Below are 19,049 nucleotides of genomic sequence, written 5' to 3'. Positions count from 1 at the left end.
CTTGTAGGTGGTTTGAATTCTTTGTCGGGCGCTTCGCTTAATCCTCGTGCTCGTGTAGTGAATCCTACAATCGTTTTTGTAGTCGAGGTAAGGACAGAATCTGCGTTTCGACCGAGCCAGTCTGTTCGAGATCCCTCAATTTTCCCGCGGAGCGATGTCGTTTCGATGACCCTGCGCGCGACAGTGGTGCGAAACGGAAATTCGGCGACTTGGTTATATTCTGCGATTCGACCCTCAGAGGACTTCCAATGACCGCGCTCACCGACTTCCCGATCACCCAAAAATGGCCCGCCCAGCATCCGGAGCGCATTCAGCTCTACTCGCTGCCGACGCCGAATGGCGTCAAGGTTTCCATCATGCTCGAGGAAACCGGCCTGTCGTACGAACCCCATCTGGTGCGTTTCGATGCGAACGACCAGATGTCGCCGGAATTCGTTTCGCTGAATCCGAACAACAAGATTCCCGCGATCATCGATCCGAACGGACCGAATGGCGCGCCCCTTCCGCTGTTCGAATCCGGCGCGATCCTGGTTTATCTGGCGGCGAAGAGCGGGCAGCTGATGCCCGAGGACATCGCGAAGCGTTATGAGACGCTGCAATGGCTGATGTTCCAGATGGGCGGCATCGGGCCGATGTTCGGGCAGGTGGGATTCTTCAACAAGTTTGCTGGCAAGGAATTCGAGGACAAGCGGCCGCGCGCGCGGTATGTCGCGGAGTCGAAGCGGCTGCTTACGGTGCTCGATCGGCAACTCGACGAGCGCGAGTGGATCATCGGCGACGAATACACGATCGCCGATATTTCCATCTTCCCGTGGGTGCGCAATCTGGTCGGATTCTACGAGGCTCGCGAGCTCGTTGACTTTCACGAGTTCAAGAACGTCGAGCGCGCCCTCGACGCATTCCTGCAGCGGCCGGCCGTGATACGCGGTCTCGACATTCCGAAGCGGGGGTAATCGGATTTCGAGCGTGCGGGGCTGTGTCGAAAGCGGCGCTTTTCGATCGGATGACACGGTTCGGGCAATGGGTTCACAATCGGCAGACGTCAGCTGCGCGAATTTCAAACGTCGCAAGAATAGTGTTGCGCGTCAACGTCTTGCGCGACGGATGCCCAGGATATCCACACCCTTGTGCTCCGGTTCTGGGGATAAGTCTTCTCGCTCGCTGCAAGTCGTTGATCCTGTTCCGAAGTCGAGGTGGAGACCTCCATGAATGCTACGTTTTCGCCCCTACGCCGTTTGCGCCGATTCATGCTGCTATCGGCCATCGGATTGATTGGTGTCGCTGCGCATGCGGAGGCGCCCTGTCCGGGCTATGTCGAAACGGATTCCGGCAGCGCCTTCGATCTCGCTTCGATCATCCGGGACGCCGGCTCTCCGCAATCCGCGCTGGGCAAGTTGCGCGACGCGGTGGCCAAGGTCGATGCGGGCGGCGGCTGTTCGAAGTTCCGCGACCAGCACGCGTGTGAAGAGACGCTGACTCTGGCGCACAAGGCGATCGTCGCGCTCGAAGCATGCTCGCCGCCGGGCGGTGCGAAAGGCTCGGCGCACGGCTGATGAGTTGCGCGCGTATAAAAAAACGCGTGCCGCCCGATAAGGCGGCACGCGTTCAGTCTCGGCTTGCCCGGACCGAAGTCCGGGCGGCTTGAGCGCTTAGCGGTCCAGGAAAGGACGCAGCTTGTCAGCGCGGCTCGGATGCATGAGCTTGCGCATGGCCTTGCTCTCGATCTGGCGAATACGCTCGCGCGTGACATCGAACTGCTTGCCCAGTTCTTCGAGCGTATAGTCCGACGCCGTATCGATACCGAAACGCATACGCAGCACCTTCGCTTCACGCGGCGAGAGTGCGTTCAACGCGTCGTCGATGGCAGCGCGCATGTTCGCATGCACTGCGGCCTCGGCCGGCGACGTCGCGCCCTGATCTTCGATCATGTCGCCCAGCGTTGCATCGGCATCTTCGCCGACCGGCGTTTCGAGCGACACCGGCTGCTTCGCGATCTTGAGAATGCCGCGGATCTTTTCTTCCGGCATTTCCATGCGCTCGGCGAGCACCGACGGATGCGCTTCCTGACCGGTCTGCTGCAGGATCTCGCGCGAGATGCGGTTCAGCTTGTTGATCGTTTCGATCATGTGAACCGGCACGCGGATCGTGCGCGCCTGATCGGCCAGCGAACGCGTCACGGCCTGACGCACCCACCACGTTGCGTAGGTCGAGAACTTCCAGCCACGGCGATATTCGAACTTGTCCACCGCCTTCATCAGACCGATGTTGCCTTCCTGGATCAGATCCAGGAACTGCATGCCGCGATTGACGTACTTCTTGGCAATCGAGATCACGAGACGCAGGTTGGCTTCGATCATCTCGCGCTTGGCCTGACGCATCTTCAGCTCGGCAGCCGTCATCTGACGGTTGATCTGCTTCAGTTGCTTGAGCGGCATTTGCACGACGCCTTCAATGTCGATGAGCTTTTGCTGTTCAGCCTGAATGGCCGGCAAGCTGCGCTCGAGCGATGCGCCATAGTGCTTCGACGACGCCGCCGTACGCGCGGTCCACTCGAGGTCGGTCTCGTGGCCCGGGAACGACTCGACGAACTTCTCGCGCGGCATGCCGCAACGGTCGACCGCGATAGCCAGGACACGACGTTCGATCTCACGCACTTGCGCGACCTGCTGATGCACGTCGGCACAGAGGCGGTCGATGGTCTTGGCCGTGAAGCGGATGGAACCGAGCTCGCGCTGGATTTCGGCACGCGCCTTTTCCACACCCTTCGACGCGATCACGCCCGAACCCTTCGGATGACTTGCCTGTTCGGCGAGTTCGCTGACGCGTGCGAAGATGGCGAGGCAATCGGCCTTCAACTGCTTCAGGCGCGCTTCGTTCGATGCGCCGGCATCGTCGCCGTCGAGATCATCTTCGTCATCCGAATCTTCGTCGGATTCATCGGTATCCGTATCGATATCGGCTGAATCGGCGGTGTCGGATGCGGACATGTCCGCGTCTTCCGTGTCTTCTTCCTTCAGGCCGTCGACGAGGTCGTCGATCTTTAGCTCACCGGCTTCGACCTGGGCCGCGTCCGCGAGAATGCTTGCGACCGTCGACGGACAGGCGGCGATGGCCTGAATCATTTCATGCAGACCGTCTTCGATGCGCTTCGCGATGGCGATTTCGCCCGCGCGCGTGAGCAGCTCGGTGGCGCCCATTTCGCGCATGTACATGCGGACGGGGTCGGTGGTGCGGCCGAATTCGGAATCGACGGTGGAAAGCGCGTTTTCCGCTTCTTCGTCCGATTGCTCGTCAGTAACGACGCTCGGCGCGGTGTCGTTCAGCAACAGCGTTTCGGCGTCCGGAGCCTGCTCGTAAACCGCGACGCCCATGTCATTGAACGTGCTGACGATGGTTTCCATCGCTGCGGTTTCAGCGAAGTTGTCCGGCAGGTGGTCGCTGATTTCAGCGTGCGTGAGATAACCGCGTTCCTTGCCCAACTGGATGAGCGCGCGCATCTGGCGCTGACGCTCTTCATTCTGCTCTGCGGTCATTGCGACATCGGGCTGCGTCGTGCCGGCCTGGCCCTTGCCTTTGTTCGACCGCCGTCCCGGCGACTTGCGCGCCGGTGCGACGATGTCCAGCTCCGAATCTTCCCGATCAAAACTTGCCATACTTTCTCCTCGACAGGTTTGCTCGGCGACGACAGATCCCCGGTAGCGAGCGTAACGGCTCGCAATGATTTCGATGACAGCTTCGACCACGGACGGCTTGCTGAAAATCGCATCGAGCAAAACACGCAGACCGCATTCACGCGCGGCCGCGCTTTTCAAACGCCCTCTCAGACGCAACCTTAGAGTTTATCAGGTCCTGCTGCGTCGCAGCACATATTCTGAAAACTTTTGTTGGCGGCGCTCGGCTGGTCTCTCGGCACAACCTTGCAAGCGAGTGGCTATAGATCAGCAGGAGTCAACCCCATGGGCGTTCAAAATGGGGTTGGATCGAGTTGTACTGCGACACTGGATAACTTTCGCAAAAACTCGCCCAACGGCTTGCGAGCGACTTCGGGCAATGCAGGCGATGCAACGGGTGCCTCGACTGCCCTCGCAGACCTAGTTGGGGTGATTCCGGCTTGCTTCAAGCGGAGGAATTGTCTGAGTTCGCGCATACGTTGCTCCGATCCAGACGAGGCTGCCTTCGACTCCGGAGTGGTCAGTGTCCGCGGCTGAGCGCCGAGTGAACGAGCCGCGTCTATCCCGACGATCTGTCCTGCTTCCATCGCAGCCACGAAATCCTGGGCCCAATTCCCGGCGTGGACACGGGGACGAGCTTCGTCACGATGATGGATCGTGACCGAGGTTGCGTCGGTCGAGACATGGTACGTACGCAATCCATCGCGACTGGCGAAGGCCTGTCCGGCGAGATGAACGACTGTGCGTTCGACGTGCGTCTCGCGCTCCTGCTGCTGTCGGTCGGCTTCAACGGCGATGCGCTGAACGCGCAGCCGATACGCGAAATCAACGGGAGCACGCAGCAGAGTGCGCAGGTAGCTGATCGGGTGCGTCGCGCGGCGGAGGTGCTGCCAGCTGGCTTCGACGACATCCGAGAGCAGCTTCCCGGCGCGCTTCGCCTCGCTCATGAGTTTGAAAATCAGAAATTCACGAAATCCCAGTGGCAGGAGGCGTTGAAGGTCCGCGGGGAGGCGTCCTGGTTGTCTCTTTTGACGAGTAGGGTTTAGATCCTTATATATAGCGCCGTCTGCCAGCGTGGCACACGGCCGCGCCAAAGAAAGCTCAGGTGCGGTGCCGGCAGACGGCGTCCGCGCTTCGGCCGACGTCGATTCGGAGCAGACATCAGACTCCACCAGGCCGAGCAGGGTCGCTGCCTTGGACGTCAGGTGCAGATAAGCCCTGCCGAAGAGCCCGGCGGAACCGTAGCGCATCTGGGGCGGCCTGGTGATGAAACCAGCTGTTTCGAGATCGTCGAGACTGCGATAGAACGTCCGCATGGATTGCATCGCGCGGCCAGTCAGCAGTTCGCGACGGGCAAAGATCGCCGCGTAGGGCTTCCTGGCATCGACGGTGCGAGCGAGGGCGGCGAACAGCGCACGCGCACGAGCCGGGAGCGCAGACGTATGCGTGGCCCGATGTGCTGCACGAAAAATCACCCAAGGAAGGTTGGAGCGATCGCACGCGTACTCGTCGAGAGCCCGCTGATCTTGCTCCAAGGTAGGCAGTTCGGAATTCTGCGGGCGAACATCCACCTCGCCTGCAACGGAATGTTGCGCGATACGCATATCAAGAACGTCCATTTCGAAAAATGGAAGACAAACGCTTGACTGCTTATCGCGTTCCGCTAAACTTCGAGGTGCGTACTCGTGACCCGATTGGCGTCGGGAAGCGGACCGGGCGACTTGCAGTAAAGCCCAATATTCAAAAGCCTTCGGTTGGCGCCGAAGGCTTTTGTCTTTCTAGCGTGTGCTATTTACATAGCGACCTCTTGTTTCTGAAGTTTCAAGCTGTTGATTTCTAAGGAGTTTCTACTAGAGTCATCTGCCTTGAATCTTTGTGAATCAGCTAAGCGATTGATTTCAAAAGAAAACCTATTAGAGCTCAATCTTGTTCTGATTCACGCAGCGTCTGGTTGATGAATTCCGCGATACGCTGCCCCCACTGTTCCGCCTCCGTCGCATCCTTTTCGAAGAATCGGACGCCCACAACACCATTGCGCGTCGACACCTCACATACCTTTCTTCTTCCCGTGCGAACTACAGTCGCGCTAGGTGTCGCAACGCGCGGCTTTTCAGCCACGAACGACACGGCTTTGTCTTGCGTGAACGCTTCGTCGTCAACCAGACGGCGTACTGCTTCGATTACCTTTTCCGCTTTGCCCGCTTCTGTCAGTGCTGCCAGTTTCTGAGCAGCATTGCTTCCGAGTCGTTCAGGCCGCTCGGCGAGCGCCACCTTGGCTGCATCCGGAAGGGCGTCGAAAGAAAAGATCCGTGTGACGTGACTCTTGCTCAGTCCGGCGCTCTCTGAAATCTCAGTGCGCGTCAGCCCGCTCAATTCCTGCAGCCGTTTGAAGTTCCAATACTTCTCAAAGTCGGTAAGCGACGGCGACAGCAAGTTCGAAAAGAACGCAGCGAACTCGATCTCACCTTCTTCAATCGACGCCACGTTCGCCCGGATCGTCGCGCGGCCCAGTTCGCGGTAAGCGGCGACCCGATTGTGACCCGCAACAATCTCGTAGCGTGCGTCAGGCAGGGCCCGCACCAGAATGGGCGTCGCGAGCGCATGTTGCGCCAGGTTGCTTTTCAGCTCCTGAAACTGCTCGGCCGTCAGCTTGCGCCGTCTGCCGTCGATCTCCACAAGCGAGTCGAGCGGCACTTCCAGCGCCGCTCGTTCCTCGAGTTGAGTTTCGAGTTCCTTGATTCGCGCCTGCGCCGAATTGATGCGATTCTGCGCGTCCATCAATCTGCCGGGCGACGTGCGCGCCTCCGCGCTGACTGGCCGCTGCTGATGCGAAGTCTCCGCCGGTTTGCTGCCGATATTTGCGGTCTTCGCGAGGAGTCTGTCCCCGATACCCATTTAAACCTCCGTCTGATTCCAGGCGCGAACGAACTGCGCGTCGAGGTGTTCCGCGAGTCTGTCGAGCGGTTCCTTGAACCGGTTGTAGGCAGCCGTGCTGCCATCCGGTTTCGACAGGTCATACACCGTGGACAATTGAGCCGATGCACCCTTCGGAACGGTCGACTCGGGGATCTCGAACGGCAATACGCGGTCGCCATACGCTTTTTGCAGCCAGCCACGCACGACGCGCGAAACGTCGTCCGACTTTGCCTTGGTCAGGATCACATTGACGAAGTCGAAACGCTTCTGCTCGAGCACGCCCGGCAGCTTCTTCGCGATGTCCGCGAAGAGATGCCAGAACTGGGTCGAACTGGCGAAATCGAGGGCTTCGGGCGGGCAGGGCAGCAGGATCGCATCCGACGCCAGCAGCGCGTTGATCGTGAGATAACTGAGCGCAGGCGGCGTGTCGATGATGACCGCGTCGTACTCCTCGGTCAGCGGCATCAGGCCCTTGTGCACGATCTCCCAAAATTCGAACGTGCTGTCGTTCAGCACCTTTGCCGGGATCTCGAACTCGGCGTCGAACAATGACGAAGAAGCCGGGATCAGATCCAGGTTGTGCCAATACGTCTCCTGCACCGCGTAGTGCAGCGTCTGCTGATCGCCATAAATGAGCGGCAGCAGCGTCTGGTCATCGGAAATTTCGGCGTCGGGCGCCCAGCCGCACAATTGTGTGGTGGTCCCCTGCGGATCGCAGTCGATGACCAGCACCTTGCGCCCGAGCAGCGTCAGCGCCTGCGCTGCCGATACCGCGGTCGTGGTCTTGGCAACGCCGCCCTTGAAATTCGCCACCGTCACGATGCGCCCGCGCTTCCCTTCAGGCCGCCGGACGCGTTCCCGCGTCGACCGGATCCAGGTGAGGGCTTCCTCGAGCGTGAACTCCTTGCTTCGTCCGGCGCCCTTCGACGTACCCGCGGGCAAGTCGCCTTTGGTCGTCAGGTACTGGAAGCGTTGCTTGTCGATACCGCACAGCGACGCAACCTGCGAGCTGGTGAATGTCGGCGCGCTCTTGCGCGGATACGGCTCCAACATTGCATCGCGGATCTGATTGAGGATGTCAGTGGCTTGGGCGGCCACTCCCAAGAGCGTTTCGATCGAAACGGATTGATCGACTTCGGGAAGCCGAGCGCTTAGCATGGAATTCGCAGTCACTGGCGGGCTTGGGTAGGCAAGTAATTCTTCGGTTTGTGGAAAACAAGCTGCAAACCGAAGAATAAACGGCGAACCGGTAAACCTCAAGTAAACTCTGAGGTGTTTGACTGCCCGCAGCGGACATTTTTACAACGTCTGTCGCCCAAGTAAACACGAAATCGCCGCAGCGTCCCGGTTTACCGGTCGCTGGACAGGCTTCGGATCAGGGTTTCCAGGCCCAGAAGGCGGCGAGGATCGTCGTTTTCCAGATAGAGCGCCGTGGTCGAACGGCTTGCGTGGCCAAGTCCGGCGCCGACTTCGTGCAGATCGACGCCGTGACTGAGCGCGTGCGTCGAGTGAGTGTGGCGAAGCCAATGCGTGCTCGCGCGCTGCAGGGCGTGGCCGCTGCCGGGGGCCTCGGAATCAGCCTGAGCGGCCGCGCGGGAAAAGATTCCCTTGAGAAGCTTACCGACGCCGTCCGGCGTGATGGGCAAACCGCTGCGCGCCTGGGCAAGCAAGGGCGTGTCCGCCGCGCACGCCAGCGGCTCGGGCAAGCCGCGAAGCGCCAGATTCTCCCGCAGCGTCTCGATGACGACCGCCGGCAGCAACACGCTCCGACGTGTCCCGCGCCCCGACTCGACGTTCAATCGCCACACCGGATCATCCACGCCGTCGAGGCTCCCGACACTCAGCGCGCCGGTGCTCGCATCAGCCAGTTCGGCGCGCCGCAAGCCAGTCGAGTAGGCCAGCAGCAGGGCGAGCCGATCGCGATGTTCCGCGAAGCTGTATTCCGTTCGCGTGACGGATTGGAGCAGCGCGCCCCACTGTGCCTGGCTGAACGTGCGCGACGAGGCGTCGAAGGCAGCCGGCTTCATCACCCGCGGCACGCCGGTAAAGGGATTGACGGCCAGATAACGCTCGCCGACCAGCCACTCGCACATCGCGGTGAGAATGGAGCGCGCGGTTTCCCGGCTCCGATCGGAAAGCGGCCCGGCGAACGGGCGCCAGCCCGAGAACGCGCGTTCGCCGCGACGCGCGGAAATCCAGCGCCCCGCCGGCTGCGGGTCTGAGAGAAATCGGTCGATATAGTCCGCGCACGCGTGCGCGTCCAGTGATGAAAGCGCCTTTTCCTGCTCCAGAACGGCCCAGAGCAGGAGCCGCTCGGCCTCGCGCCGGTACGCGCGGCGCGTGTGTTCGCTGGCGGACCGGGCGTCGAGCCACGCGAAAATCGCCCGGATGTCCGTGTTGAAACGCGCGACTGATGCGGCCCGATTCGTCCCCTTGGACCCGTCGAGCGCCGCCGGCACCCGCAGCGCTTCGAGTGGCGCGACCGTGAGCGGAGCGTGCTCTCCGTGGCTCGCGGCCACGGGCTGCCACTGCCGACGTGGCAACAGCGCGCGTGGAGAAATCGAGCACTGAAGCGCCTGCTCGTGAAGCCGCAGCCAGTCGACGACCCTCTGTGCGCCCTTCGGCCCGAGCCGCGGCACGGACGCATACCACCGATGCCCGCGCTGCTCGACACGTTCGATGACATCCCCGACGGTCATCAACCCGGCCGCCGCCAGCCGCGCGCTGACTGCCGGTTCGAACCAGCCGTCGACGGGATGATCGGGGCGCGGTTCCTGAACCAGGCTCGCTTCCATGCGCGCGAGCGCTTCCGCCTGCCGCCGCCGCAGCCGGGCGTTGCGGGCCGCGCGACGATCGAGCGCGGGCGAACTGCCCGGCGGATAGGCCTCCTCGAACAGCGCGAGCAATTCGGATTCGCCGTACACGCCATCCGGATCGATCCGTTCGCGGAATTCGTCGAGCGATGGGGCCGCCGAGTCGGGCGTTGCCTCGAACAGCGGGATGCTGCCCGGGCGCAGCCGCAGAAGATGCGCCGCCTCGGTGTCCCGCGCCCGGCGTGCCAGTACGGAAAGCGTGTCGCGCAGAACGTCGATGAGTCGCCGCGTCACGCGCACATCGGTTCCCGCGTCGCCATAGGACGCATGGAGCTGTGCCTCGGCGACGCCATCGAGATAACCGCGATACAGCGCGAAGTGCTGACGGGTCAGCCGACTGGGTCCGTCGATACGCCCCGCTTGAGCGCCATGAACCAAGGAGGAGGGCGTGTCGCTAGCCATTTATCCTTTCTTTTCAGTCATTTGCGGCGAGGTTATCAACCAGCTTCGAATTTGACAAGGAAAATCGCTACATCTGATAAGTGTGATTATCAGGCTGCCGATGTCGATGACCGCCAAAGCCCCTCGCTTGCCAGCGCCCCAAGCCTCGGCGCATATTTCGAGCAGGTCCAACCCGCCATGCCCGGAGGAAGCGAGCCGATGCTTGATCCCGTCCGCCATACACCGAAGCCGTCGGAGCAGGAAGCCGAGTCGCGCCCCAGCCTGCCCGAAGTGTACGCATCCGTGCATGTGCCGACGGGCGGCCGATGGATCCGCCGCTTCCTCGCCTTCGCCGGTCCCGGCTACATGATTTCGGTCGGCTATATGGATCCGGGCAACTGGGCCACGGATCTCGCCGGCGGCTCGCGCTTCGGCTACACGCTGCTCAGCGTCATCCTCCTGTCGAACCTGATGGCGATCCTGTTGCAGGCGCTCGCCGTCCGTCTGGGCGTCGCGACCGGACGCGATCTCGCGCAGGCGTGCCGCGAACACTATCCGAAGCCCGTGAACATCGCGCTGTGGATCGCGTGCGAGGCCGCGATCATCGCCTGCGATCTGGCCGAGGTGATCGGCACGGCAATCGCGCTGCAATTGCTGTTCGGCATTCCGCTGATCGCGGGCGCGCTGCTCACCGCGCTCGACGCCTTCCTGCTGCTCCTGCTGATCAACCGCGGTTTCCGGCTGCTCGAAGCATTCGTGATCGCGTTGCTGGTTGTGATCGCAGGGTGTTTCGCGTTGCAGATCGCGGCCGCCGCGCCGCCGTTCAGTGAAGTGCTGCGCGGTTTCGTGCCGACGCCGCGCATCGTCGCCGATCGGGAGATGCTGTACGTGGCGATCGGCATCCTCGGCGCGACGGTGATGCCGCACAACCTCTACCTGCATTCGTCGATCGTGCAGACACGCGCCTACGGCAAATCCGTGAAGGCGCGGCGCGAGGCGATCCGCTGGGCGACCCTCGACAGCACGATCGCCCTGACGCTCGCCCTGTTCATCAACGCGGCGATCCTGATCGTGGCGGCGGCCGTGTTTCACGCGAACGGTCACGAGGACGTCGCGGAAATCGGCGACGCGTTCCGCTTGCTGTCGCCGCTGCTCGGCCTGGGCATTGCATCGACGCTCTTCGCGGTCGCGCTGCTTGCCTCCGGCCTGAATTCGACCGTGACCGCGACGCTTGCCGGACAGATCGTGATGGAAGGTTTCCTGCGCCTGCGCATCCCGAACTGGGCGCGACGCCTGATTACGCGCGCGCTCGCCATCGTGCCGGTGATCGTGGTGACCGCCATTTATGGAGAGAAGGGCACCGGCCAATTGCTGGTGCTGAGCCAGGTGATCCTGTCGATGCAACTGCCGTTCGCGGTGATTCCGCTCGTGCGTTTCGTCTCCGACCGCCGCAAAATGGGCGTCTTCGTCATTTCGCGCTGGACCGGGGCGCTGGCGTGGCTCGTCGCGGGCGTGATCGTCGTGCTGAATGTGAAGCTGCTCGCCGATACGATCCTGCGCTAAACCTATTCCATATAGAGGGAAACGCAGATCATGAGCGGCACGTTCATTGACATCACGCTTCGCGACGGTACTTCCTTGCCCGCCTACTTCACGCATCCCGCGACGGGATCGGGGCCGGGTATCGTTCTGCTGCACGATGCTTCCGGCGTGGACGACTTCATCCGCCATACCGCCGATCTCTACGCCGAGGAAGGCTACGTCGTGCTCGCGCCGCGCCTGCCCGCGCACGAACCGCTGCCGGGCGGCGTGGAGGCGGATAACGTGGCGGCGTTCGTCGAGAGACTGCGCGCGTTGCCGCAGCACGCGGGCAAGGTCGCGGTCATCGGCTTCGGGCGCGGCGGGCGGCTCGCGACGCGCATTGCCGCGCAAGCCGACGTGGATTGCGCCGCCTGCTACTACCCTGACGACCTCCCGGCGTGCCTGGCCGAAATCCCGACGATCCGCTGTCCCATCGTTTTCCACTTCGCCGAGCGGGCCGCATACGACCCGCGCGAGAGCGAGGCCGCGCTGGCGGGCAAGCCGTCGATCGAACGCTATGTGTATCCCGGCTGCGCGCCGGGTTTCGTCGATACCGGTAATCCGGCCTACGACAAGCCCGCTGCCCTGATGGCCTATTCGCGCACGCTCTCGATGCTGCGCAAGGTGCTCGGTCCGGTATTCGATCTGAACCAGTTGTGGGAGCAGCATTGCCATTTCGAGTTCGCCACGCGCGACGTCGAGTCCGTCATGACGACGATGGTCGCCGAACCCTACGTCAATCATGTTCCGACGATGACGGGCGGCGTCGGACACGACGAGCTCAAGCGCTTCTACACGCATCACTTCGTGCACTCGAATCCTGCCGACACGAAGCTGATCCCGGTGTCGCGCACGATCGGTTCGGATCGTGTCGTCGATGAGTTCGTGTTCTGCGCAACGCATGATCGCGAGATCGACTGGCTGCTGCCGGGCCTCGCGCCCACCGGAAAGTACTTCGAAGTCCCGATGCTCGCCGTGATCCGCTTTCGCGGCGACAAGCTCTATAACGAACACATCTACTGGGATCAGGCGTCGGTGCTGGTGCAGATCGGCGTACTCGATCCGGAAGGCTTGCCGGTGGCGGGGCGGCAGACGGCGCAAAAGCTCATCGACGAAACCTTGACGAGCAATGCGCTCATGCCGAACTGGGCAACGAGCGAAGGCAAGCCTGTCTGAACGTTCGACCCAAAGTCTTCAGCAGGCGTTGCACATGCGCGTGACGTGGCCTACCCTGAGTGGAGCGTTGCGGTCCGCGCACCAATCACTCTGCATCATGGTTCGAAGTGAAACTATGGCGCGATCCGCACGACCGGAGGACGTATGCCTCGTGCGTCGCCATCAATGCGCTCGACATCGATCGAGCGTGCGCTCTGTCTTGCTTTCGGTGCGTCATGCGTGCTGAGGGCCGCGTCGGCCTACGGCGCCTGTGACAACACCGCTCCGCTCGCGGGCCAGACCGCGACGTGCGACACGCGCGCGCCGAATCCATCGACGCAGCCCATCGCCACGGCGCCCGCCAGCGCCAATGTGACGATCAACGTGTCGCCCGGCGCGGTGCTCAATGTCACGTCAGGCAGCGCCATCAGCGTGCGCAACACGAGCACGCTCAACAATGCCGGCACGATCCAGGGCGCGACCGGCGTCTCCATCGCGGGCGGCGCGGCCACGACCGACAACAGCGGGACGATTCGCGGAACGAGCGGCGCGGGCATTGTCGCGAACGGGCGGATCAACGTGTCGATCGTCAATACCGGCACGATTGCAGGCGGCGCGGGCGTCGCCGTGAGCACCGACACCGGCAACGATACGTTCGTCATGAACGGCGGCGTCGTGTCGGGACAAATCCGCCAGGGCAACGGCTTTGACACCTTCACGATGACGGCGGGCCAGGTCGACTCGCTCGATCAGGGCGACACGCGCGACGATTTCACGATGACCGGCGGACGCATCGTCGGCGTCTTCGTGAACGGCGACATCGCGCGGATGACGGGCGGGCGCATCGGCACCGTGGACCTGAATGTCGGCAACAACGTCTTCGACATGTCGGGCGGACAAGTCGATGGCAACGTCACCGCCGCGCAGAACAACGACACCTTCACGCTGTCGGGCGGCACGATCGGCGGCCGGGTCGATCTCGGCAGCGGCACGAATGCGCTGACCATCACGGGCGGAAGCATCGGGATGGGCGTCACGACGACCTTCGGCCCGGATACGCTCACATGGAGCGGCGGAATGATTTCGGGACCAGTGTCGCTCGGCGCCGGCGCGGATGCCGCGATCATCCGCAATCTGAACGACACGACGCTCGGCGCGCTCACGCGTTTCGACGGCGGTCACGGAACCGACGCACTCACATTCGACAACGTGCAGGCGAGCGGTCTTGCGCGCTTTACCGGCTGGGAGAGCATCGACGCGCGCAACGGCACGCAACTGACCTTCGATGCGAACGGCCTCACGCTCGGCGACGCCGTGACCGGCACGGGCACACTCGATCTCGACACGACGAGCACGCTGTTCGCGGGCGGTATCGGCGCCACGGCGCTGCTACCGGCGGTCGCCGGGCAACGCGTCACGTTGAACAACGCGGGCGTGATCGACCTGACCAACGGCGGCGCGAGCACCCGCGACACGTTCACGGTGAACGGCAACTACATCGGCGCGAACGGCCGCTTGCTGGTGCAGAGCGCGCTCGGCGCGGACGGCGCGCCCAGCGACCGACTCGTGATCGCGCAGGGTGCGGGAAGCGGCGCGACGTCGATCGGCGTGACGAATGTCGGCGGGAAGGGCGGCTCGACGGTCAACAACGGCATTCTCGTCGTGCAGGCGACCGGCGGGGGAACGACGTCGGCCGGTGCGTTCTCGCTGGCGCGTCCGCTGGAGGCGGGAGCGTTCACTTACTATCTGTTCAAGGGTGGAGCGAGCGCGGGAACGTCGGAGAACTGGTATCTGCGATCGAGTGTTGCAGCCGTGCCGTCGATTCCTGCTGCGCCGGTGACGCCACAGACGCCGGGCACACCGACAACGCCCACGACACCGGAAAACCCCGGCACTACAACGCCACCCGCCACACCCATTCCCGCGCCTCAAGCGGCGCCCGGTACGCCTGCGCTTCCACCGGCGCCGCCGCCCGGCGCGGCGCCGACACCGCTGTATCGGATGGAAGTGCCGGTCTATGCGGAGGTTCCGCCGCTCGCGCGCGAACTCGCCATCCAGCAGGTGGGCACGTTCCACGAGCGCCAGGGCGATCAGGCCTTGCTGACGGAGAACGGCGCGCTGCCCGCGGCGTGGGCGCGCGCATGGGGCGGCCATGCGACGCTTCACAACAGCGGCGCCGCCGATCCCGAGTTCAGCGGCGGCATCGGCGGCGTGCAGATCGGCCATGACCTCTACGCCGACACAACCACCGGCGGTCATCGCAACCATTACGGCTTTTTCCTGGGCTTCGCGCGCGCGAGCGGCGACATCAGCGGGCTCGCGCTCGGCTTTCCCAACGCGGATGCCGGGCACCTGTCGATGAACGCCTACAGCGCGGGCCTTTACTGGACGCACATCGGTCCAGGCGGCTGGTACACGGATACCGTTGTGCTCGGCAGCGCGCTGACCGTCGATCCGCAGTCGGACCGCGGCGTCGGCGCGACGACGCACGGCAACGCGTTCGCCGCCTCGTTCGAAGCGGGCCTGCCGATTCCGCTGCCCGCCGGACTGGGCATCGAGCCGCAGGCGCAGCTCATCTGGCAGCACGTCAATCTGAACGATATCGACGACGGCATCTCCACCGTCTCTTTCAGCGAAGCCGGCGGCCTGACCGGCCGTCTCGGCGTGCGCTTCTATGGCCGCTTCGATGCCGCCGGCACTGCGTTCGAACCTTATCTGCGCGCCAACCTCTGGCGCTATTTCGGCGCGACCGACACCGCGACCTTCGCCGGCACGACGGTCATTCCCACTGAAGTCTCGGCGACCATCGCGCAGTTCGGCGCGGGCGTCACGGCCAAGGTCAGCGCGCGCGGCAGCCTGTTCGCGAACCTCGCTTATTCGATGAACGTGGGCGGCGGGCATCGCAGCGCCATCGAGGGCGGAGCGGGAATGCGCTGGAAGTGGTGAGCCGTTGCATACTACGGTCACACATAAAAAATCCAGGAGACAGGCATGACCGACGTGGCCGGCGCGGATCGCGCGCCCCGCTGTCCTTATCACGACAAAACGCACGACAAGGCGCACGACAAGGCGCACGATGACATCCATGCGCCGAACGGCTGTCCGGTGAGCCCGCAAGCGGCCGAGTTCGATCCCTTCGGCGACGGCTACAACCAGGACCCGCCGGAATACGTGCGCTGGGCTCGCGAGCAGGAGCCGGTGTTCTGGAGTCCGCGGCTCGGCTACTGGATCGTCACACGCTACGACGACATCAAGGCCATCTTCCGCGACAACCGGACCTTCAGTCCGTCGATTGCGCTGGAAAAGATCACGCCGACCGGCCCTGAAGCCAACGCGGTGCTCGCCTCGTATGGCTTCGCGCTCAGCCGCACGCTCGTGAACGAAGACGAGCCGGCGCACATGCCGCGCCGTCGCGCGCTGATGGATCCGTTCACGCCCGAAGCGCTCGCGCATCACGAACCGATGGTGCGCGCGCTCGCCCGCGAGTACGTGGACCGTTTCATCGACGACGGCCGCGCCGATCTCGTCGACCAGATGCTCTGGGAAGTGCCGCTCACGGTCGCGCTGCATTTCCTCGGCGTGCCCGAGGAAGACATGGACACGCTGCGCCATTATTCGATTGCGCACACCGTCAACACATGGGGACGGCCGAAGCCCGAAGAGCAGGTCGAGGTGGCGCACGCGGTCGGCAAGTTCTGGCAGTTCGCCGGCAAGGTGCTGGACAAGATGCGCGAGGATCCGTCCGGTCCCGGCTGGATGCAGTACGGCATTCGCAAGCAGAAGGAACTGCCGGACGTCGTCACCGACTCGTATCTCCACTCGATGATGATGGCCGGCATTGTCGCCGCGCACGAGACCACGGCCAATGCCGCCGCGAACGCGCTCAAGCTGCTGCTGCAACATCCGGATGCCTGGCGCGACATCTGCGAGGATCCCACGCTGATCCCGAATGCCGTCGAAGAGTGCTTGCGCCACAACGGTTCGGTCGCGGCATGGCGGCGTCTCGCGACGAAGGACGTGACGATCGGCGGCGTCGCGATTGCGGCGGGATCGAAGCTGTTGATCGTGACGTCTTCGGCGAATCACGATCAACACCAGTTCGCCGATGCCGATCTCTTCGATATCCGCCGCGAAAACGCCAGCGATCAACTGACGTTCGGCTATGGCGCGCATCAATGCATGGGCAAGAATCTCGCGCGCATGGAGATGCAGATCTTCCTCGACGAACTCACGCGCCGCCTGCCGCACATGCGTTTGAGCGAGCAGCGCTTCACCTATGTGCCGAACACGTCGTTTCGCGGGCCGGAGCATCTGCATGTGGAATGGGAGCCGGCGCTCAACCCCGAACGCATCAATCGCGCCGTGCGCGAACCGCGCGCGGCGGTGCGCATCGGCGAGCCGTCGTCGCATGCGGTCAGCCGGACGGTGATCGTCCAGTCGGCCGATGCCTGCGCCGACGGCATCGTGCGCGTGCGGCTGGCATCGGCGGACGGACGCGCCTTGCCGCGCTGGACGGCGGGCTCGCACATCGACGTGCTTTGCGGCGACACCGGCCTTTCGCGCCAGTATTCGCTGTGCGGCGACCCCGCCGATGCGCTTACTTTCGAGATCGCGGTGCTGCGCGAAAGCGCGGGACGCGGCGGCTCAGCATGGGTCCATGAGAACGTCAGGCGCGGCGCGCGTTGGCGCATTCGCGGCCCGCGCAATCACTTTCGTCTCGACGAAACCGCGCGGCGGCTCGTGTTGATTGCGGGCGGCATCGGCGTGACGCCGATCAGCGCGATGGCGCGGCGCGCGCACACGCTCGGGCTCGACTACGAGGTCCATTACAGCGGTCGTTCACGTGCTTCGATGGCGCTCCTCGACGAGATGCAGGCGCTGCATGGCGGACGGTTGCGCGTGTATGTGTCGGACGAGGGCACGCGCGTCGATCCGGCGAAGCTCGTGGTCGGCGAAGGCACTCAGGTCTATGCATGCGGTCCCGCGCGCCTGCTCGATGCGCTGGGAGAAGCGAGCGGATCATGGCCCGAGGATGCGCTGAGGATCGAGCACTTCACGTCGACGCTCGGCACGCTCGATCCTTCGAAGGAACGAGCGTTCCAGGTGGAATTGAAGGATTCCGGGCTGGTGCTCGACGTGCCCGCCGACCAGACGCTGCTCACGACCCTGCGGCGCGCGAATATCGATGTGCAGAGCGACTGTGAGGAAGGCCTGTGCGGATCGTGCGAAGTGCGCGTGCTGGAAGGCGAGATCGACCATCGCGACGTGGTGCTGACCAAAGGCGAGCGGCAGTCGAATCAGCGAATGATGGCGTGCTGTTCGCGCGCCCGATGCGGGAAGCTGGTATTGGCGCTTTGAACGATTCCAGATGCCGGTGGCATTTTGCCGCGGATTACCGGCGTCGATTTAAATCATCGTCCCTTCATAACGGCGTCATCTTCGGAGAATAACAGAAAGATTATTTCTCAAATAATGATTGGTTATACCCGGTGGTTACTTTCAAAATATAGAGACAGTGTTTTTGCCATCTGTGATCACAAACTGCATGGTGGGAAGTTCGTGGGCCTGCCATGTTGATTGAACGAATCAACGCTTTCGGGCGGGACGAAACGGTCCCGATATCCCTTTCATCAGGCTGAACGCGCAATTTTCGTCGTCATATGGGATGATTATTGAACGTCCGTTCGAGCAAAGCTGCGCTTTCTTGCATCTTCAATAGCACCTTTTTTACCAAAATCAGGGTTATTACCTACTAATATGAGATTTTTCACGCATGTTTTGCGTTTAAAATCAGTCCTAATTGGTGCGACGCACAAGCCGTACCTGATCAAATAACTTCCACAAGTCCTGATGTCCGCACGCGCGAGTCTCGCGCGGCCGAAACACGCATGCGTGCTGTTTCACGGTGTCGGTTGTAGAGAAGGTCGTTGCTGAACCTGAGAGATTATCCAATAGGCCCATATAAATGGACCACGCTGCTCACTTCGAGATCGACGCATCTCGCCACCTGTCAGTCTTTCGAAACTGGCAACGGTTGCAACAGTCCCCATGCCGGGATCGAGTCATAAGCCGAATCACGCCGTGTCATCGGCGCAGTGCATGTCGAACACGTAATCATTCGACGAAACGTCAGTTGATTGCTTTGCACTAAACACGGCTTATCAACCTGACGCGTCCGGGCCGAACCCGCTTCATTCATCTGGCTCGACCGCCTGACGCTTATTCCGCTCGTTTCACCACGGGCCGGCGAAGCACCCACGCTTTTACTGTTTGACGAGGATAAAAAATGACTGACGTAGTGATCGTATCGGCCGCGCGTACGGCGGTGGGCAAATTCGGCGGCTCGCTCGCGAAGATCGCGGCGCCGGAACTGGGCGCAACGGTCATCAAGGCCGTGCTCGAACGCGCAGGCGTGAAGCCGGATCAGGTGAGCGAAGTCATTCTCGGCCAGGTGCTGGCCGCGGGCTCGGGA

The 19,049-nt window shown here is 62.8% G+C and carries 11 protein-coding genes and 1 pseudogene; 7 read left to right on the top strand and 5 right to left on the bottom strand.

Annotated features, from left to right (window positions below; translation table 11 throughout):
• Positions 1 to 248: 248 nt before the first annotated feature.
• Positions 249 to 953: a glutathione S-transferase N-terminal domain-containing protein gene (locus QCE62_RS21360; protein WP_309922955.1), complete on the top strand. Its 705-nt coding sequence runs from the start codon at positions 249 to 251 to the stop codon at positions 951 to 953.
• Between the two features lie 294 nt (positions 954 to 1,247).
• The gene (locus QCE62_RS21355) at positions 1,248 to 1,553 is read left to right on the top strand and encodes a hypothetical protein (protein ID WP_309922954.1); all 306 of its coding nucleotides are present in this window, start codon (positions 1,248 to 1,250) and stop codon (positions 1,551 to 1,553) included.
• Positions 1,554 to 1,649: 96 nt separating this feature from the next.
• On the opposite strand, the gene rpoD is transcribed toward QCE62_RS21355, so the two are convergent.
• The 5 genes from rpoD to QCE62_RS21330 all read right to left on the bottom strand — a co-directional run bounded on the left by rpoD (position 1,650) and on the right by QCE62_RS21330 (position 9,862).
• The gene (gene rpoD / locus QCE62_RS21350) at positions 1,650 to 3,653 is read right to left on the bottom strand and encodes an RNA polymerase sigma factor RpoD (protein ID WP_309922952.1); all 2,004 of its coding nucleotides are present in this window, start codon (positions 3,651 to 3,653) and stop codon (positions 1,650 to 1,652) included.
• Between the two features lie 311 nt (positions 3,654 to 3,964).
• A complete protein-coding gene (locus QCE62_RS21345) occupies positions 3,965 to 5,290 on the bottom strand; it encodes a replication protein O (RefSeq protein WP_309922950.1) in 1,326 nt (441 codons plus the stop codon).
• A gap of 301 nt (positions 5,291 to 5,591) precedes the next feature.
• A complete protein-coding gene (locus QCE62_RS21340) occupies positions 5,592 to 6,566 on the bottom strand; it encodes a ParB/RepB/Spo0J family partition protein (protein WP_309922948.1) in 975 nt (324 codons plus the stop codon).
• Positions 6,567 to 7,745 (bottom strand): AAA family ATPase, encoded by a 1,179-nt coding sequence (locus QCE62_RS21335; RefSeq protein ID WP_309925244.1) that lies wholly within the window; start codon positions 7,743 to 7,745, stop codon positions 6,567 to 6,569. It abuts the gene before it with no gap.
• Between the two features lie 191 nt (positions 7,746 to 7,936).
• A complete protein-coding gene (locus tag QCE62_RS21330) occupies positions 7,937 to 9,862 on the bottom strand; it encodes a phage integrase family protein (protein WP_309922946.1) in 1,926 nt (641 codons plus the stop codon).
• A 198-nt stretch (positions 9,863 to 10,060) separates the two neighbouring features.
• Here QCE62_RS21330 and QCE62_RS21325 point away from each other — a divergent pair, with 198 nt between their 5' ends.
• The 5 genes and pseudogenes from QCE62_RS21325 to QCE62_RS21305 form a co-directional block, all read left to right on the top strand.
• Positions 10,061 to 11,404: an Nramp family divalent metal transporter gene (locus QCE62_RS21325; RefSeq protein WP_309922944.1), complete on the top strand. Its 1,344-nt coding sequence runs from the start codon at positions 10,061 to 10,063 to the stop codon at positions 11,402 to 11,404.
• A gap of 30 nt (positions 11,405 to 11,434) precedes the next feature.
• Positions 11,435 to 12,598 carry a dienelactone hydrolase family protein gene (locus QCE62_RS21320; RefSeq protein ID WP_309922942.1) on the top strand — a complete coding sequence of 388 codons (1,164 nt, stop codon included), beginning with the start codon at positions 11,435 to 11,437 and terminating at the stop codon, positions 12,596 to 12,598.
• Positions 12,599 to 12,763: 165 nt separating this feature from the next.
• On the top strand, positions 12,764 to 15,523 hold the full coding sequence (locus QCE62_RS21315; protein ID WP_309922940.1) for an autotransporter outer membrane beta-barrel domain-containing protein: 2,760 nt from the start codon (positions 12,764 to 12,766) through the stop codon (positions 15,521 to 15,523).
• 45 nt (positions 15,524 to 15,568) lie between these two features.
• Entirely contained in the window at positions 15,569 to 17,935 is a 2,367-nt protein-coding gene (locus QCE62_RS21310; protein WP_309922938.1) for a cytochrome P450/oxidoreductase, read from the top strand.
• A 928-nt stretch (positions 17,936 to 18,863) separates the two neighbouring features.
• A pseudogene (locus QCE62_RS21305) lies at positions 18,864 to 19,049 on the top strand (acetyl-CoA C-acetyltransferase); the annotation flags it as partial.

Origin of the sequence: Caballeronia sp. LZ033 (assembly GCF_031451265.1) — a bacterium.
In the GTDB taxonomy this organism is placed as follows: domain Bacteria; phylum Pseudomonadota; class Gammaproteobacteria; order Burkholderiales; family Burkholderiaceae; genus Caballeronia.
This window is presented reverse-complemented; position numbering and strand designations above follow the sequence as displayed.

Coding starts and splice junctions, on each gene's coding strand:
- QCE62_RS21360 (WP_309922955.1), top strand. CDS start 249: ATGACCGCGCTCACCGACTTCCCGATCACCCAAAAATGGCCCGCCCAG.
- QCE62_RS21355 (WP_309922954.1), top strand. CDS start 1,248: ATGCTGCTATCGGCCATCGGATTGATTGGTGTCGCTGCGCATGCGGAG.
- rpoD (WP_309922952.1), bottom strand. CDS start 3,653: ATGGCAAGTTTTGATCGGGAAGATTCGGAGCTGGACATCGTCGCACCG.
- QCE62_RS21345 (WP_309922950.1), bottom strand. CDS start 5,290: ATGGACGTTCTTGATATGCGTATCGCGCAACATTCCGTTGCAGGCGAG.
- QCE62_RS21340 (WP_309922948.1), bottom strand. CDS start 6,566: ATGGGTATCGGGGACAGACTCCTCGCGAAGACCGCAAATATCGGCAGC.
- QCE62_RS21335 (WP_309925244.1), bottom strand. CDS start 7,745: ATGCTAAGCGCTCGGCTTCCCGAAGTCGATCAATCCGTTTCGATCGAA.
- QCE62_RS21330 (WP_309922946.1), bottom strand. CDS start 9,862: ATGGCTAGCGACACGCCCTCCTCCTTGGTTCATGGCGCTCAAGCGGGG.
- QCE62_RS21325 (WP_309922944.1), top strand. CDS start 10,061: ATGCTTGATCCCGTCCGCCATACACCGAAGCCGTCGGAGCAGGAAGCC.
- QCE62_RS21320 (WP_309922942.1), top strand. CDS start 11,435: ATGAGCGGCACGTTCATTGACATCACGCTTCGCGACGGTACTTCCTTG.
- QCE62_RS21315 (WP_309922940.1), top strand. CDS start 12,764: ATGCGCTCGACATCGATCGAGCGTGCGCTCTGTCTTGCTTTCGGTGCG.
- QCE62_RS21310 (WP_309922938.1), top strand. CDS start 15,569: ATGACCGACGTGGCCGGCGCGGATCGCGCGCCCCGCTGTCCTTATCAC.